The 15,754-nt window shown below is 72.4% G+C and carries 9 protein-coding genes; 5 read left to right on the top strand and 4 right to left on the bottom strand.

The genetic code is table 11. The features are described 5' to 3' along the window. Positions 1 to 18: 18 nt before the first annotated feature. A complete protein-coding gene (locus ACZOOI_RS23150) occupies positions 19 to 654 on the bottom strand; it encodes a TetR/AcrR family transcriptional regulator (RefSeq protein WP_465277607.1) in 636 nt (211 codons plus the stop codon). A gap of 106 nt (positions 655 to 760) precedes the next feature. Between ACZOOI_RS23150 and ACZOOI_RS23145 the strand changes: the two genes are divergently transcribed. After that, positions 761 to 2,290: an MFS transporter gene (locus ACZOOI_RS23145; protein ID WP_465277606.1), complete on the top strand. Its 1,530-nt coding sequence runs from the start codon at positions 761 to 763 to the stop codon at positions 2,288 to 2,290. A 376-nt stretch (positions 2,291 to 2,666) separates the two neighbouring features. After that, positions 2,667 to 4,991, top strand: coding sequence for an outer membrane protein assembly factor BamB family protein (locus ACZOOI_RS23140; protein WP_465277605.1), 2,325 nt, complete (start codon positions 2,667 to 2,669; stop codon positions 4,989 to 4,991). A gap of 286 nt (positions 4,992 to 5,277) precedes the next feature. On the opposite strand, the gene ACZOOI_RS23135 is transcribed toward ACZOOI_RS23140, so the two are convergent. Next, on the bottom strand, positions 5,278 to 6,567 hold the full coding sequence (locus ACZOOI_RS23135) for a citrate synthase (protein ID WP_020555562.1): 1,290 nt from the start codon (positions 6,565 to 6,567) through the stop codon (positions 5,278 to 5,280). Between the two features lie 294 nt (positions 6,568 to 6,861). On the opposite strand from ACZOOI_RS23135, the gene ACZOOI_RS23130 reads away from it, so the two are divergent. Beyond that, a complete protein-coding gene (locus ACZOOI_RS23130) occupies positions 6,862 to 8,823 on the top strand; it encodes a protein kinase domain-containing protein (protein WP_465277604.1) in 1,962 nt (653 codons plus the stop codon). A 32-nt stretch (positions 8,824 to 8,855) separates the two neighbouring features. Here ACZOOI_RS23130 and ACZOOI_RS23125 read toward each other — a convergent pair whose 3' ends face one another. After that, entirely contained in the window at positions 8,856 to 10,793 is a 1,938-nt protein-coding gene (locus ACZOOI_RS23125) for an N-6 DNA methylase (RefSeq protein WP_465277603.1), read from the bottom strand. A 262-nt stretch (positions 10,794 to 11,055) separates the two neighbouring features. Here ACZOOI_RS23125 and ACZOOI_RS23120 point away from each other — a divergent pair, with 262 nt between their 5' ends. Further along, complete coding sequence (locus tag ACZOOI_RS23120; RefSeq protein WP_465277602.1) at positions 11,056 to 11,964, top strand: hypothetical protein; 909 nt, start codon at positions 11,056 to 11,058, stop codon at positions 11,962 to 11,964. A 205-nt stretch (positions 11,965 to 12,169) separates the two neighbouring features. Here the strand turns inward: ACZOOI_RS23120 and pucL are convergent, their stop codons facing one another. Further along, positions 12,170 to 13,060 carry a factor-independent urate hydroxylase gene (pucL, locus tag ACZOOI_RS23115; RefSeq protein ID WP_465277601.1) on the bottom strand — a complete coding sequence of 297 codons (891 nt, stop codon included), beginning with the start codon at positions 13,058 to 13,060 and terminating at the stop codon, positions 12,170 to 12,172. 321 nt (positions 13,061 to 13,381) lie between these two features. On the opposite strand from pucL, the gene ACZOOI_RS23110 reads away from it, so the two are divergent. Continuing rightward, positions 13,382 to 15,712 carry a protein kinase domain-containing protein gene (locus tag ACZOOI_RS23110; RefSeq protein WP_465277600.1) on the top strand — a complete coding sequence of 777 codons (2,331 nt, stop codon included), beginning with the start codon at positions 13,382 to 13,384 and terminating at the stop codon, positions 15,710 to 15,712. Positions 15,713 to 15,754 lie beyond the last annotated feature (42 nt).

Below are 15,754 nucleotides of genomic sequence, written 5' to 3'. Positions count from 1 at the left end.
GGCACACCCGCGCTCGGGTCAGTCCCTGGGCGCCATCATCGGCATCAGCGCGTTGTCGACCAGGGATTCGATCTCGACCCGGGACATCGGCACGCCGGTGAGGGTGAACCGCTGGCACAGCACGGAGGGCCCGGCGAGCACGCATTCGGGGGCGAGCGCGCCCGTGCGGGCCTCGCCGCGGGCGATCGCGTCGGTGATCAGCTCCACGAGGAGGGACTGCCAGGGCCCGATCACCCGGTGCTCCCACATCTCGGCGAACTCGTGGTGTCGGCACATCTCACCGCTGAGCACCCGCATGCCCAGGCCGAGCGCTCCGTGCATGCCGTGGGCGACGGTCTCCAGGTAGATCACCAGGTCGGCGCGCAATTCGCCGGGCAGCGTCAACGATTGCGGATCGGGCAGCGCGGCGGAGAGTGCGTCGGCGACCATGCCCATCTTGTCCGCCCAGCGGCGATACAGGGCCGACTTGCCGGTTCCGGCTCGGGTCGCGACACCTTCGAAGGTCAGCGCGCCGTAGCCGCGCTCACCGAGCTCGGCGAGCACCGCCTCGGTGATCGCTCGCTCCAGCGTGACGCCGCGCTTTCGGGGCCGCTGTCTGTAGTCGGTGACCAGCAGGGCTGTCTCGACTTGACCCGCGCGTACTCCTGTGCTCACTCTCGCCTCCGCTCGCCATGGTACAGAAAACGTTTGCGTTCTCTAAGGCGAAAGCCCTAGATTCGCGTAGAGAACGCTCACGTCCACTAGTAATGCGAGGCAATCCATGACGACGGCACCTTCCGAGGTCGCCGGCTCGACCGGATCCCCGTCCGTCGACGCGCCCCACGCGCGCCGCGGATTGGCCTTGGCCCTGTTGGCAGGGGCCCAGTTGATGATCGTGCTCGACGCGACCATCGTGAACATCGCCCTGCCCGACATGGGCAAGGCGCTCGACATCAGCGAAACATCGCTCTCGTGGGTGATGAACGCGTACATGCTGACCTTCGGCGGCCTGCTGCTGCTGGGTGGTCGGCTCGGTGACCTCTTCGGCCGACGCCGCCTGCTGGCGCTCGGCCTGATCGTGTTCACCGTCGCGAGCCTGCTCGGCGGGTTCGCCACCAGCGAGGCGCTGTTGCTGGCCGCGCGGGCCCTGCAGGGCGTCGGTGGCGCGATGGTGGCCCCCGCGGTCCTGTCGCTGGTGACCACCACCTTCGAGGAAGGCCCCGAGCGCAACAAGGCGTTCGGCGTCTATGCGGCGGTGTCGGGCATGGGTTCGGCGGTCGGCCTGCTCATGGGTGGCCTCCTGGTCGAGTACCTGTCCTGGCGCTGGGTCATGTTCGTCAACGTGCCCATCGGCATCGCGCTCGTCGCGGCGTTGCCGCTGGCGATACCCGACGACGCCAAGACCGGCGAGAAGGCGATCTGGCGCGGCCGGTTGGACATCCCCGGCGCGCTGACCTCCACCCTCGGCGTGACCGCCCTGGTCTACGGCGTCATCCGCGCCGCGGAGAAGAGCTGGACCGACGGGCTCACGGTGGGTTCGCTGATCGTCTCGGCGGTGCTGCTCGCGGCCTTCATCGCGATCGAGCTTCGGGTCGAGCGGCCGCTGATGCCGATGCGGCTGTTCCGCAACCGCAACCGCTCGGCGAGTTACGTGGTGATGGCGCTCGCGGCGGGCGGCATGATGGGCGCGTTCTTCTTCATCACGCTCTACATGCAGATCGTCGCGGGCTACTCGCCGATCAAGGCCGGTCTGGCCTATCTCCCGCTGTGCGCGGGCGTGATGGTCTCGGCCCAGTTCACCAGCGTGATGCTGCCCAAGATCGGGCCGCGGGTGTTGCTGACCGTGGGTCCGATCCTGGCCGGTCTGGGTCTGTTCTACCTGTCCCTGCTCGAGGTCGACTCGACCTACGTCGTGGGCCTGCTGCCCGCGATGCTCGTGTTCGGTCTGGGCATGGGTCTGATCTTCGTCGCGATCATGGCCACCGCGGTGGCCGGGATCGCCCCGGAGGACGCGGGGATCGGCTCCGCGATGCTCAACGTCACCCAGCAGGTGGGCGGAGCGGTGGCGATCGCGGTGCTGACCACGATCTACACGAATGCCCGGGACGACGAGTTCAAGCACCAGTTCGGCAAGCTCGGCGAGAAGGCGATCAACAACGAGGCGGTCCGCAACCTGGCCCTCACCGAGGGCTACACGGCCGGCTTCCTGACCGCCTCGATCCTGCTCGGCATCGCCGCCGTGGTCGCCGTGACGGTGCTGCGGGTCGGTAAGTCCGACCTGCCCACCGACGCTCCCGGCGGCCTGCACTAGGCCGACTTGCAGACATACTGACAAACCGTCAGTACTGCGACACCCGGGCCCGGTTCGATCCGAACCGAGCCCGGGTGTTCGCGTCCGTGTCCGCCATGCGTCCGATTCGGACCGATCGGAGCGGGAATTTCCGCTTCTGTGGCCACTCTTCGTGATCGGCGTCTGGGGGAATCCCCTGTGTTTCGGCCGAAGCGGGACGCGGCGTGGGCGGCAGACCGGGCAGGCGGGTACCCTGCGACAGGCAGCGGGTGCTCCACCCCGGGGCACCTCTATCGCGACGACGGGACGACCGGCGCCGTGGCACTCCTCCCGCCTGTTCCTGTCGAAACGGCCGCTCGGCGGGGATGATGGGCGGTGGGGCGACTTCGGGGGGATTGTGACGGAACACGGATGGCCGGGTGAGCCACCGGCCAAGGGGGATCCGGAACGGATCGGTCCCTATGTGGTGCTCGGCCGACTCGGTGCCGGTGGCATGGGCCGCATCTATCTGGGGCGTTCGCCTTTCGGGCGACTCGTCGCGATCAAGACGATCCGCTCCGAGCTGGGCGGCGACCCGGGCTTTCGCGCGCGCTTCGCGCAGGAGGTGGCCGCGGCCCGCCGGGTCAGCGGCGTGTTCACCGCCGCCGTGGTCAACGCCGACCCGGACGCCGCGGTGCCCTGGCTGGCCACCGCGTACGTGCCCGCGCCCTCGCTCGAATCCCTGGTCCGCGCATGCGGCCCGCTGCCGCCGCGCGCGGTGCGCTGGATGGCCGCGGGCATCGCCGAGGCGCTGGAGTCCGTGCACGCCGCCGGACTGGTGCACCGCGACCTGAAGCCGTCCAACGTCCTGGTGGCCAGCGACGGGCCCAAGGTGATCGACTTCGGCATCTCGCGCGCCGCCGACTTCGGTTCGCTCACCATGACCGGCGTCGCGGTCGGCACACCGGCCTACATGTCGCCGGAACAGGCGCAGGGCGTCCGCGACATCACTCCCGCCAGCGACATGTTCTCGCTCGGCGCGACGCTGGTGTACGCCGCGACCGGGCATTCGCCCTACCCCGACCGCAAGCCCGCCGAGGCGCTGTTGCGCCTGGTCACCGGCTCCCCCGACCTGGACGGGCTGCCGCCGGAGCTGACCGGCCTGGTCAACCTGTGCATGCAGCGCGCCGCGGAACACCGGCCGAGCCCGACCCAGTTGCTCAACCAGCTCGCGCCGCTCCTGGACGACAGCGACGCGGACAGCCAACTGCCGGACAACGCGTCGGCGATGGTGCAGCGGTTCGAGAGCCAGTACCGGCCGACCATGGGCCCGCGCACGCCGCCCGTGCGCGAGGTGGTCGAGCCGGAGCGTCCCGAGGTGCCGGAGAACGTGCGCCCGGACCCGAACAACATGGGCAAGCTGCCGAACCAGGTGCGCGAGGAACCGCGCCCGGCACCGCGCCCCGAGCCGCACCGGCCCGCGCCGCCACCGCCGCAGCGCCCGCCGACCAACCCGACCCGCAAGCCGCCGCCCCGGCCGCCGGTGCCGCCGACGAACACGCCGGTGACCGGGCAGCCGGGCGGCCCACGACCGGCCGGGCGGCAGGTGTCCACGTCGTCCCCGTCGCCGGCGCTGCCGACCGAACGGGTGGCCAGGCCGCCGGCGCCGATACCCAACTCTCCGGTCACGTGGCCGGAGGGCGGGCCCGACGTGCCGCGCCAGCACCCCACTCCGCCGCGCACCCCCACCGGCGGTCTGGAGACCTCGCCGGTATGGCGGTTCACCGCGACCGGGGAGATTCTCACTCCGCCGGTGCGCGCGGGTTCCGGTCGGACCGCCCGCGTCCACGTGCACAGCAACGACAACGGGCTGCACACCCTGCATCTGGCCACCCGCGAGTGGCGGTTCGACTCGTCGGGCTGGTCGCACCCGCCCGCCGTGGACGGCGAGCTGATGTACCTCAGCAGCCAGGACAACCATGTCTACGCCCTGGAGCTGACCTCGCGTCAGTGGCGCTGGAGCTTCCCCACCGGCGGCGAAGTGGTGGCCGCCCCCGTGGTCGCCGACGGCACCGTGTACTTCGGCTCCAGCGACAACGCGCTGTACGCCGTGGACGCGGCCACCGGCCGATGTCGCTGGCGCTTCCCCACCGGCGGCTGGGCCACCTCGCCCACCGTCGTGGACGGCACGGTCTACTTCGGCTCCAGCGACCGCTGCGTGTACGCGCTGGACGCCGCGACCGGCTGGTGTCGGTGGCGCTTCGCCACGGGCGGCTGGGTGTCCTCGCCGACCGTGGCGAACGGCATCGTGCACGTCGGCAGCACCGACCAGTACCTGTACCTGCTCAACGCCACCGACGGCGCGATGCGCGGGTGGTTCGGCGCGGGCGGCCCGGTCGCCCAGCCCGCCACGGCCGGCAACCTGTCCTTCTTCGGCAGCGGCGACGGCGGGCTGTACGCGGTCGACGTCAACACCACGCGCTGCGTGTGGCGGTTCGGCGCCGAGGGGTGGGTCACCTCGCCGGTGGTCGCCGACGACATCGTGTACGCGGGCAGCAGCAACGGCTCGGTGATAGCGGTGGGCCAGGGCGGCGAACCCCGCTGGCGCTTCACCACCGGCGGCCGGGTGACCTCGCCGGTCGTCGCCGACGGGCTGCTCTTCGTGGGCAGTGCCGATCGGCATCTGTACGTGCTCGACGCGGCCACCGGAAAGGGCCCCTCGGTGGCGACGCCCACCGGCTGATCACGACGCGGCCTCGTTCGACTCCCCTCGGGCGGGTCCACATCGTCGATCACGTTAAGGTAACAAAACTACCGATCGCTCGGGAGTCGTCGTACAGTCTCCCGCGCCGGAGTCGATCGGGTGCGCTGCACCGCCCACGAGCGACTCCGGCACGACCGCACCACCGCGCCCGGCCGGCCCGCACACTCGGGGCCGGCCCGGAAAACAAAACGATCTCGGAGCCGAATACCTCGAACCACGGTTCGAGACCCTCGACTCCGAGATCGTTTCCGCGTGTTCCCTGCGGTCAGCGGGCACCGATGGGGGTGTAGTCGCGCAGCGCGACGCCGGTGTACACCTGGCGCGGGCGGCCGATCTTCGCCTTCGGGTCGGCGATCATCTCCTGCCAGTGGGCAATCCAGCCCGGCAGCCGACCGATCGCGAACAGCACCGTGAACATCTCGGTGGGGAAGCCCATCGCCCGGTAGATGAGGCCGGTGTAGAAGTCCACGTTCGGGTAGAGCTTGCGCTCGACGAAGTAGTCGTCGGCGAGGGCGCGCTCTTCCAACTGCATCGCGAGGTCGAGCAGTTCGTCCTTCTTGCCCATCCGGGACAGGACGTCGTCGGCGGCCTTCTTGATGATCGTCGCGCGCGGGTCGCGGCTCTTGTACACCCGGTGGCCGAAGCCCATCAGGCGCACGCCGTCTTCCTTGTTCTTCACCTTGTTCACGAACGAGTCGATGTCGCCACCGTCGTTCTTGATCTGCTCCAGCATCTCCAGCACCTGCTGGTTGGCCCCGCCGTGCAGCGGACCCCACAGCGCGTTGATGCCGGCCGAGATGGACGCGAACATGTTCGCCTGGCTGGAGCCGACCAGTCGCACCGTCGAGGTCGAGCAGTTCTGCTCGTGGTCGCCGTGCAGGATCAGCAGCTTGTCGAGTGCGTCCACCACGACCGGGTCGGCCTTGTAGGACTCGGCCGGGACCGCGAAGGTCATTCGCAGGAAGTTCTCGACGTAGCCGAGCGAGTTGTCCGGGTAGAGCATCGGCTGGCCGACCGACTTCTTGAACGCGTAGGCCGCGATCGTCGGCAGCTTCGCCAACAGCCTTATCGCCGAGAGCCGGACCTGCTCCTCGTCGAACGGGTTGTGGCTGTCCTGGTAGAACGTGGACAGCGCGGACACCACGGACGACAACATCGCCATCGGGTGCGCGTCGCGCGGGAAGCCGTCGTAGAACCGCTTGACGTCCTCGTGCAGCAGGGTGTGCTGGGTGATCTCGTCGCGGAAGTTGTCCAGCGCGCTCGCGGACGGCAGTTCGCCGTAGATCAGCAGGTACGCCGTCTCCAGGAACGTACCCTGCTCGGCGATCTGCTCGATCGGGTAACCGCGGTAGCGGAGGATGCCCTCCTCGCCGTCGATGAAGGTGATCGCCGATTTACACGCGGCGGTGTTGACGAACCCTCCGTCGTAGGTCACCAGCCCCGTCTTGGCGCGAAGTGTCGAGATGTCCACGGCGGTGTCGCCGATGGTGCCCTCGACCAGCGGAAGGGTGTGCTCGTTTCCTTGGTGGCGCAGTACTACCGAGTCCTCGCTCATGGGGGTCCCCTACTTCTCGGCTCAGGCTCCGGCAGCCACCCGGATCGTGTCCGTGCGGTTCCGGTCTTTGTGACATGTGTGCATCAGTACGAATAGCAGGCGCGCGAGGCGACCCCGCAGCCACCTCCCACACGAGCGACAAACCGTGAGCCGCGTCACCTGACCCAGGGTGGCGGGTCGTGGTGCCCGGAGTCATCGTCGCAACGGTGCACGCGTTTGGGCTTCCCGCTACGAGTGTCACCCATGCGGCGCCATGATGAGGGCACACGATCCGGTGGTTCGGGGGGACGTTGCGTGACCGATGTCAGGAGGCGGGGCCCGGCCCCGCTGGACGCGTACGATCCGCGCCGGATCGGCCCCTACCGGGTGCTCTCCCGGCTCGGTCGGGGCGGCATGGCCCGGGTCTTCCTCGGCCTGTCCCCCGCCGGACGCCTGGTCGCGATCAAGACCATCCTGGCCGAGCTGGACCACGACCCGGACTTCCGCCGCCGCTTCGCCCGCGAGGTGCACGCGGCCCGACTGGTCAGCGGGGTGTTCACGGCCGCGGTGGTGGCCGCCGACCCGGAGGCGGCCCGGCCGTGGCTGGCCACCGCGTACGTGCCCGCGCCGTCGCTGCGCGAGGTTGTCGACGAGTGCGGCCCGCTGCCGCCGGACGCGGTGCGCTGGCTGGCCGCCGGCGTGGCCGAGGCGCTCGGCGCGATCCACGGCGCCGGCCTGGTGCACCGCGACCTGGCGCCGGGCAACATCCTGGTCACCCTGGACGGCCCCAAGGTGATCGACTTCGGGCTCGCGCTGGCCGAGGACCAGGACACCGTCAACCTGGTCGGCACGATCGCGTACATGGCCCCCGAACAGATCGAGGGCGAGTCCGGCACCGTGCGCTCGGATGTGTACGCGATGGGCGCCACGCTGCTGTTCGCGGGCACCGGTCACGCACCGTACGAGGGCAGCGCGATGCGGGTGATGAACGCCGTGCGCACCCGCGACCCGGACCTGACCGGGCTGCCGGACGCGCTGCTGCCGCTGGTCGAGTCGTGCCTGCGCCGCCGCGCCGACCGACGGCCGACGTCGGACCGGGTGCTCGCCGACTTCGCCGACCTGCTGAGCAGCCGCCGGCGACCGCACGAGGCGGCCACGTGGCTGCCGGGCCCCGTGCTCGATCTGCTCCACGAGCAGGAGCGGCGGCTCGGGCGTTGGTCGCGTGGACCCGCCGACGAATCGGCCGGCGGCTCCGCGCGTCCGGCGTCCGAGCCGGAACCCGCGCGGGCCCCCTCCGCCGAGCGCCCGCGCCCGACCCGACCCGCACCCCGGCGGTCCGCCGAACCCACCGTGGACCGGCCCGCACCGGCCCCGACCAAGCGCTACACCGAGGACCCGTACGCTCGCGCGCCGATGCTCGACCGGATCCACTACGCGGTGGGCGACACGGGCGCGGCGACCGTGTCCGCCTCGTCGCTGTCCGAACCGGCCCTGCGCCGCTGGCACACCGTGCTGGCACCGCTGGTCGGGCCCGCGTTGGGCGCCGGGTACTACGGGCCGCGTCGCTCCGCGGTCCGCTTCGGGATGCTCGGCGGCCGAGCGACCGTGATCCGGCGCACCGCCGCGCACGCGCTGGTCCTGATCGCCCCGGCCCGGCTCGACGCCGGATCGGCCCCGCCGGTCGGGCCCCGGCACGCGCTCGCCCTGGGCGCGGCCCCGACCGAGCCGGCCGACCCGGATCACCCGGCCGGCCGGCTCGTGCCCCGGCTCGACCCTGCGGTGCTCGACGCCGAGCTTGCCCGCCGCGAGGTCGGGCTGCGGCAACGCGCCGGCCGGCATCCCGACGTGCTGACGGACGTGCTCTCGGCGGTGCTCACCCGGCCGGAGGAGACGTTCGCGCTGTCCGAGGCGGACGGCGTGCCCGATCCGGACGCGGTGCTGTGGGGCCTGTGCGAGCTGGTCGGCCCGCTGCTCCCGTACCCGCTGTCGTTCTCCACGCTGAGTGCGCCGGAGCCCGCGGACGAACCCCGAGTGGTGGTGCACCGCCGGTGGCCGGCCGACGACCCGCGGGGCACCCGGCGGCAACGGATCGTCCCGGGCGAGCAGCTGTACTCGATGGGCGACGTGCACCGCGCGGCCGCGGAGGCCCTGGTGCGCTGCTACACCGGTCCGCACCGGGCCGCCATGCCGGCCGCGCTGAGCCCGGCCGGTCCGTTCCGCTCGGCCGAGCCCACCGCCCGCTCGCAAGCCGTCCTACGCGCCCTGGAGGGGCGTTAGGAGCCGTCCACCCGCAGCGGCCTCCCGGCGGCCTACTCCGGCGGCCGGAGCAGCCCGGCGGTGAGTCCCTCCAACAGGCCCCGGCCCAGGTCCTCGCCGAGCGCCGCCGCGCCGCGCAGGTCGGTCACGAAGGCGCGCAGCGCCCGGAAGGTCTCGCCGTACGCGCGCTGCCGGGCGGGCGGCAGCAGCGGGATCTCGATCCGGCGCACGTCGACCCGAACGATGCTGGACCCGTAGCCGGCCCGCTTGGCGTGGGCCGGGTCGGTCAGGAACCCGGCCAGGAACCACGGATCGAGCGTGGCCGGATCGGGACGCAGCAGGTGCAGGTTGGGACCGAGCACCGCGTCCTGCTCGGCGGGGCCGGCCACCCGGACCGCGCCCGCCCAGCCGCTCTCGCCGCTGCCGAGCAGGGTCGGCACGATCACGTCGCCGGCCCGGATCCGCGGATGTTGCGCCTCGTCCGCCTCGGCCACGGACAGCCGCGCGCTCGGCGGGACGGCGGCGGCGAGGTCGGTGGTGGTGAGCATCGGCACGGTCGGTCCGGTCGGCGTCTCCTGGCCGCCGCGGCCGGAACGGGAGGCGCTGCGGTACAGGGTGATCGCGCCGGTGCGGGCCAGGTCGGCGAGTGCGACCGAGCGCCAGGTCGGCGCGCCCGGCTCGGCGGCGGGCACGGCCGGCACCAGCCCCGGGAGCCGGGTCAGCAGGGCGAGCAGGCGTTCCCGGGTGTCGTGCACCCGCTCGGCCACGTTCAGGTCGGCGCGTTCGGGCAGGTTGTGCGCCGGGGTCACATCCACGTTGTCGTCGAGCAGTTCGATCAGCGGCACGGCGCGGTGTCGACCCGGCACCTCGGCCAGGCCGCCCGGGTCGGTGCCGAACTCGCGCCAGGCGGCCACGGTGGCCTCCGCTCGGGCCGGGTCCTCGATCGCGGCGAACAGCACGTGTGAGGGCATCAGCGTGCCGGAGGGCCGTTCCAGGATCCACAGATGCAGGGCCACCCCGAACGGCGGCGCGGCACCCGCGGGCAGCGCGATCACCGCGCGCAGCGCGCCCCGGCGCAGCAGTTCGGCCCGGATCCGGCGCCCCGAGCCCCGGGCCGCCACGGCCGGCGGCATCAGCAGCACCACCCGGCCGCCGACCCCGGTGTGGGCGAGCGCGTGTTGGACCCACGCGAGTTCGGACTCGGTGCGCGGCGGCAGGCCGTACTCCCAGCGCGGGTCGTAGGCAAGCTCGTCGTGGCCCCAATTGCGGTCGTTGAACGGCGGGTTGCCCACGATCGTGTCGAACGGCTCGCCGGGCCACGCGTCCGCGCGCAGCGCGTCCCCCTCGGCGATGGCGATGTCCACGTCCGGTCCCGCGTCCGGGTGCAGCGCGATCCGGGCCCGGACCAGTCGGGCCAGGGCCGGCGCCTCGGTCTGCCCGCGCAGCGTGCGGGCGGACCGTACGAAGCCGAGCAACAGATCGCCGTGTGTGGTCGCCGGGTTCAGCACCGAGGTCGCGGATTCGCGCCCCACGCCCGCGAGTTCGGCGATCAGTGCGACGGTGGCCGCGGGCGTGACGCCGCCGGGGCCGGCCGCCGATTCGGCGAACCGGGCGTAGAGGTCGGCGAACACCGCGGGCGCCCCGCGGGTGTCGGCCAGATCGGTCGCGGCGCGCAGCAGCGCCGCGTGCGGGCCGGCCGGCGCGGGTGAGCCGGCCAGCAGGTGGTCACCGACGTCGGCGAGCCGCTCGGGGATGTCGCCCGAGGCGGCGACCATGCGCCACAGGTGCTCCTCGGGGGCCACCTCGGCGATCTTGCCCTGTGCCCGCAACCAGCTCTCCACCTGGGACAGCGCAAAGGTGGGGCTCGCGTCGCTGCCGCCCACGGGCCGCGGGAAGTCGTCGAAGCGCCGACGCCAGTTGCTCACGGCGGCGCGGCCGACACCCGCGATGCGGGCGATCTCGGCAGCGGTGACCTGGGGGCTGGTGGACACCGTCTCCTCCTCATGGCCGGGGGTGTGAACCTTCCGGAGTTAACCATAGAGAGGCGACGCAATGTGCGAGCAAAGCTGTTGTTGACAGCGTTCACAGGCACTGCTTGTATTGACCCCGACAGCACGGGGCATCCCCGGAAACCACGCACCGCACTGTCGTCCCCCACGCTCGGCCGTTCGGGCCGACCGACCCGATCGGCGCCGTCCGGGCTTCGAACCCGCAGCGCCATCGAACCCGCAGTGCCACCGAAGGGAATCCCTCATGTCCGCGCTCGCTCCCCGGCCGACCGTCCCGCCGCTGTCCGCTTCGACCGCGACCCCGCGGGGACGTCGCCGCGGCCTGATCACCACCGTGGCCGTCGCCGCGACGATCGCCCTGACCGGCTCGCTCGCCGCCTGCGGACCCGAGAAGAAGGAAAAGGGCAAGGCGGCCAGTGTCGCGGTCGAGTCGCCCAAGGCCACCGGCGCGGCCGACGTGAGCGCGGCGCCCAAGGGCGAATCCCCCAAGGCGGACGACAAGGGCGACGGCAAGGGCGAGGGCAAGGGCGGCGCCGACAAGGCCGCCCAGGACCTGCTGGCCCACCTCAAGACCACCAAGCACGGCGGCCTGGTGTCCGAGGTCCGGATCGCGAAGCAATACGACCGCTACGAGATCACCGTCAACACGACGCTGCCCGCCGAGGTCTCCATCACCGAGGACATCAAGGGTGCGAACGCCCGGATGGACAAGGGACAGAAGCTCGCCGTCGAGGCCATGCACTGGGCGCAGGACTCGTCGAGCCTGAACATCTCCTCGGTGTCGGTGCTCGACAAGGAGAAGGGCACCGCCGGCATCGAGAACGGCGCGGAGAAGGACACCGACAGGGCCGGCTCGCAGAAGTACGCCGCCGATCTGCTCGCCAAGCTCAAGACCACGACGTACGGCTCGCTGGTCACCAAGGTCCGGATCGCCAAGACCTACAGCGGCTACGACATCGCGGTGCTCACCACGCTGCCGGCCGAGGTCTCGCTCTCCGAGAACCTGTCCGCCGAGTCCGCCCGGATGGACAAGGGCGGCAAGCTCGCCACCGAGGCCAAGCAGTGGGCGGAGAGCAACACCACCCGCAAGGTCTCCTCCGTCGAGGTCCTCGACGTCGAGAAGGGCACCGCAGGGATCGAGAACCTCGGCTGACGCATGCTCGGCCCCGCAGGGGCGCCGAGGACGTTCATCCGAACGAAGACTTTCATCCGGGGGGATGAGGGGTGGGGACGCGGGGGCGGGGTGCCATGGGGCGCCCCGCCCCCGCGGCATGCGCGGCACGCGGTATGTCGTGCGCCGCGTCGTCGCGCCACGGGACCACCGGGTTCACGGGCTCACAGGTTCACGGGCTACCGGGCTACCGCCACGGCAGGTCGGCAAGCGCCGGCGCGGCGTCGTCGCGCAGGACCGTGCCTTCGATCAGACCGTACGGCCGGTCGGTCGCGTGGTAGACCTCGCCCGCGTCGGGCCGGCCGAACGCGCTCGGGTCCACCGGCACATGGTGCTTGTTCGGCAATTCCAGGCGCACCTCGACCAGGTCCCCCTGCTCGGTCAACACCGCCTCGCCCATCGCGTACAAGGTCTGTTGCAGGGACAGACTGTGCGTCTCGGCGAACGTCCGCAACAACGTGTCGCGGGCCGCGCCGAACGACGCGTCCCAGTCGGTCGACGCGTCGCCGTCGCGCCGATGCCGCCAGCTCGCGTGCACGTTCGTGGCCAGCACCCGGTCCCAAGTCGGCGCCAGCGTGGTGTAACGGTCCGTCAGAAAGCCGTGGAATTCCGACCCGGTGGACTTGAGCACGGTGACGTCCGCGAGACCCGAGCAGATCTCGGTGCCGGCCGGCCCGTGCAGGACACCCGCGTACCGGGAGCCGGCCGCCCGGGTCCACGCGTGCGGATGCGGTCCGTGGTCGGTGGGGATCCGGATCCAGGGATACTCCAGGACGCGCACGCGCGCGGTGTCGATCGGGTCGTACGCGTCGACGAAGTGCCGGGCCAGACGCAGCCCGAACGCCTCGATCGCGGGCAGCGGTTCGTCCTGCGCGAAGGCGAACACCACGGCGCGCATCGTGTCGGTCGGGATCACGTGGGCGTTGTCGCCGCGCAGATGGGTGTCCGCGAGGTCGCCGGACAGCGACACGGACACGTTGAGATCGCACAGTTCGTGCTCGGTCGCGGTGGTCCGGGTGACCCGGACCAGTCGAACCTCGGCCTTGCCATATCGATTCGGCCCCAGAACGATCGCCATCGGTTCAGCTCCCTCGCCGTGCGGGGTGATGTCGCCCGGTGTCACCGCGTTTTCGCCGTGAAGCCAGGCCCTCTCCGGCGGATCCTGCCCGGCGCGCGGAGCATGGTCAAAGACGCGAATCCGGACATGTCACGGTGATCCGCGGATGTCGCGGCGCAGGTGGCGGGCGGGCGACGGGCCGGTCCGGGTCCTCGGTGGGGCCTCGCCTCGAAGGGTAGGCTGCGGCACAGTCCGCGGGGAGGCGAGACAGACAGGGCCGGTGGTATGCCCTGGGGCCGCTCCCTGCCTTGGCACAGCACGCACGTAGAGGGGGCGGCAGTCATGGATCCGCTGAAGCCGGGCGATCCCGGGGTTGTCGGGCGGTACCGACTGTCGGCCCGACTGGGTCAGGGCGGCCTGGGAACGGTGTTCCTCGGGCGCGCACCCGGCGGTGACCACGTCACGGTCAAGCTGGTGCGGCCGGATCTGGCGTCCGACAAGACATTCCTCGAACGTTTTCGCAAGGACGTCACGACCGCGCAGGAGGTCGGCGGTACCCACGTCGCACACGTCCTGGACGCGGACCCGGACGGCACACCGCCGTGGCTGGTGGTCGAGCATGTGGCCGGCCCGTCCCTGGAGGCGGCGGTCGCGGCGCACGGACCGCTTCCGGAACACACGTTGCGCGCGCTCGGCGCGGGGTTGGCCGAGGGACTCGCGGCGATCCACGAGGCCGATCTGACGCACCGTGACCTCAAGCCCGCTAACGTGTTGCTCGCGGCGGACGGGCCGCGGGTCGCGGACTACGCGCTGGCCCGGGCACTCGGTTCGGCCGGGATGACCCGGACGGGCGTCGTGGACGTACCCGGGCTGCCCGCGCCGGAGCAGGTCACCGGCGGCTCCATCGGCCCGGCGATCGACGTGTTCGCACTGGGCGGCGTGCTGTGTCACGCGGCCGGCGTGGCGCCGTTCGGTGCGGGGACGGTCGCCGAGATCGCGCAGAAGGTCGTGCGCGAGATGCCGGATCTGACGGAACTCCCGGACTGGCTGCGCGAGATCGTCGCCGACTGCCTGAAGAAGCGCCCCACCGCACGGCCTTCGGCGGCCGACCTGGTGGCCCGGTTCGCTGCCGCGGAGCCGGGGGCGGACTGGCTTCCGAAGGAGGTGGCTGCGCTCGTCGCACTCGCCGCTTCCGCGGGTGTCGGTTCGGATTCGGCTGCTGCCGACGGTGCCGCGGCGGAGCCCGGCGACGGGGACGAGGCGGAGGAGTCGGAGGAGTCGGAGACGGCCGAGGTGCCGGTGGCGGACGCGCCGGCGACCGCGGAGCCGGGCGACGCGGACCCGATGCCGGCGGCGATACCCGCGGCCGGGGACGAGGACACCGACGACGACGCGACACCCGTGGCCACGCCCGCCGTGCGCGCAGGCGGGGACGGCGCCGGGAAGGCGGGCGCAGACGCGGCCGATGCGAAGCCGGCGGTGGCACCCGCGGCGTCCACAGGCAAGGGTCGCGATGCGAAGCCGGCGGCACCCGCCGTCGAGGCCGACGACGACGCGACTCCGGTGGCCACGCCCGCCGTACGAACGGGCAAGAAGGGCACCGGGAAGCCGGCCGCGAAGGCCGGCGCCGGCAAGGCCGAGGACGGGGCAAAGTCGGTCGCGCCTGCGACCGAAGGCGAGGCCGGGGCCGAGGCCGCCGACGCGACTCCGGTCGGCACACCCGCCGCGCGGGCGGCCGAGAAGGCTGCCGGCAAGCCGGCGGCCGGCCCCGCCGCAGCGGCCGACGACGACGCGACGCCGGTGGCGACGCCTGCGGTGGGCACCGGCAAGAAGGGTGCCGGGAAGTCCGCCGGGAAGTCCGGCACAGCGGACGACGCGAAGCCGGCGGTACGTACGGGCGGCGACGGCGACGCGAAGCCGGCCGTCGCACGGGGCGAGGCCGACCCGGACGCGGATGCGACAACTCCCGTGGTGACGCCCGCCGTTCGGATCGGGAAGGACGACGAGTCGCCCGCGGCGGACAAGCCCGCGGCCAAGAAGCCCTACGACGGCGGCGCGCCGGTTCGGTTGCCGGCCGTCCGGCGCGGCACCGACGACGAGAGCGTCAAGGGCGCCCGGGACTCGGCGGCGCCGGCGCCTGCCGGCACGGACGACGCGACGGTGCGGGTCGCCCCCGAGTCCGGTGCGCCCGCGCCCGGACGCACCGGCGACGAGACCGTCAAGGTCGCCCACGGAGCTGCGCCGCAGGCGACTCCGCGCCTGAACACGTGGGACGAAATGGTGCCCGCCGCCCCGCCGATCCCGGCCGGCGCGGCGCCCGTCGCGGCCGCGCCCCAGGCGTTGCCGCTCCCGACCGGAACGCCGTTCCCGTCGGCCTCCGCACCGGCAGCCGACCCACGCCCGGCGAACCCGGTGGTCTGGCACGCGGTGATCGCACTCCTGGGCGTGACCGCGGTCGGAATAGGGCTGTTCCGGTTGACCGACTCCGCGTGGCGGGATGCGCAGAACGTCGTCATGGGCGTGGTCCTGCCCGGCATCTCGGTGTTGGCGGGCGTGGCCGGCCTGGCCTCGCTGGTCCTGGCCGTGCTCGGCGCACGCGCCGAGGCCGCCGGCTCCCCACCCTCTCCCGCCACACCCGAACACTCCCCGGCCGACTCGAACCACGCCGGATAGCCCCACCCCGACCTCACCGGGGCCCGCCGGCCAACCGGCGGG

The sequence above is a fragment of the Embleya sp. L77 genome, assembly GCF_055557415.1.
Note: the sequence above shows the minus strand (reverse complement) of the source record. Positions and strands in the feature narration are given on the sequence as shown.

What these genes read in the sequence shown, in the direction of transcription:
- ACZOOI_RS23145 (WP_465277606.1), top strand. Translation starts at nt 761, where the DNA reads ATGACGACGGCACCTTCCGAGGTCGCCGGCTCGACCGGATCCCCGTCC.
- ACZOOI_RS23135 (WP_020555562.1), bottom strand. Translation starts at nt 6,567, where the DNA reads ATGAGCGAGGACTCGGTAGTACTGCGCCACCAAGGAAACGAGCACACC.
- ACZOOI_RS23120 (WP_465277602.1), top strand. Translation starts at nt 11,056, where the DNA reads ATGTCCGCGCTCGCTCCCCGGCCGACCGTCCCGCCGCTGTCCGCTTCG.
- pucL (WP_465277601.1), bottom strand. Translation starts at nt 13,060, where the DNA reads ATGGCGATCGTTCTGGGGCCGAATCGATATGGCAAGGCCGAGGTTCGA.
- ACZOOI_RS23110 (WP_465277600.1), top strand. Translation starts at nt 13,382, where the DNA reads ATGGATCCGCTGAAGCCGGGCGATCCCGGGGTTGTCGGGCGGTACCGA.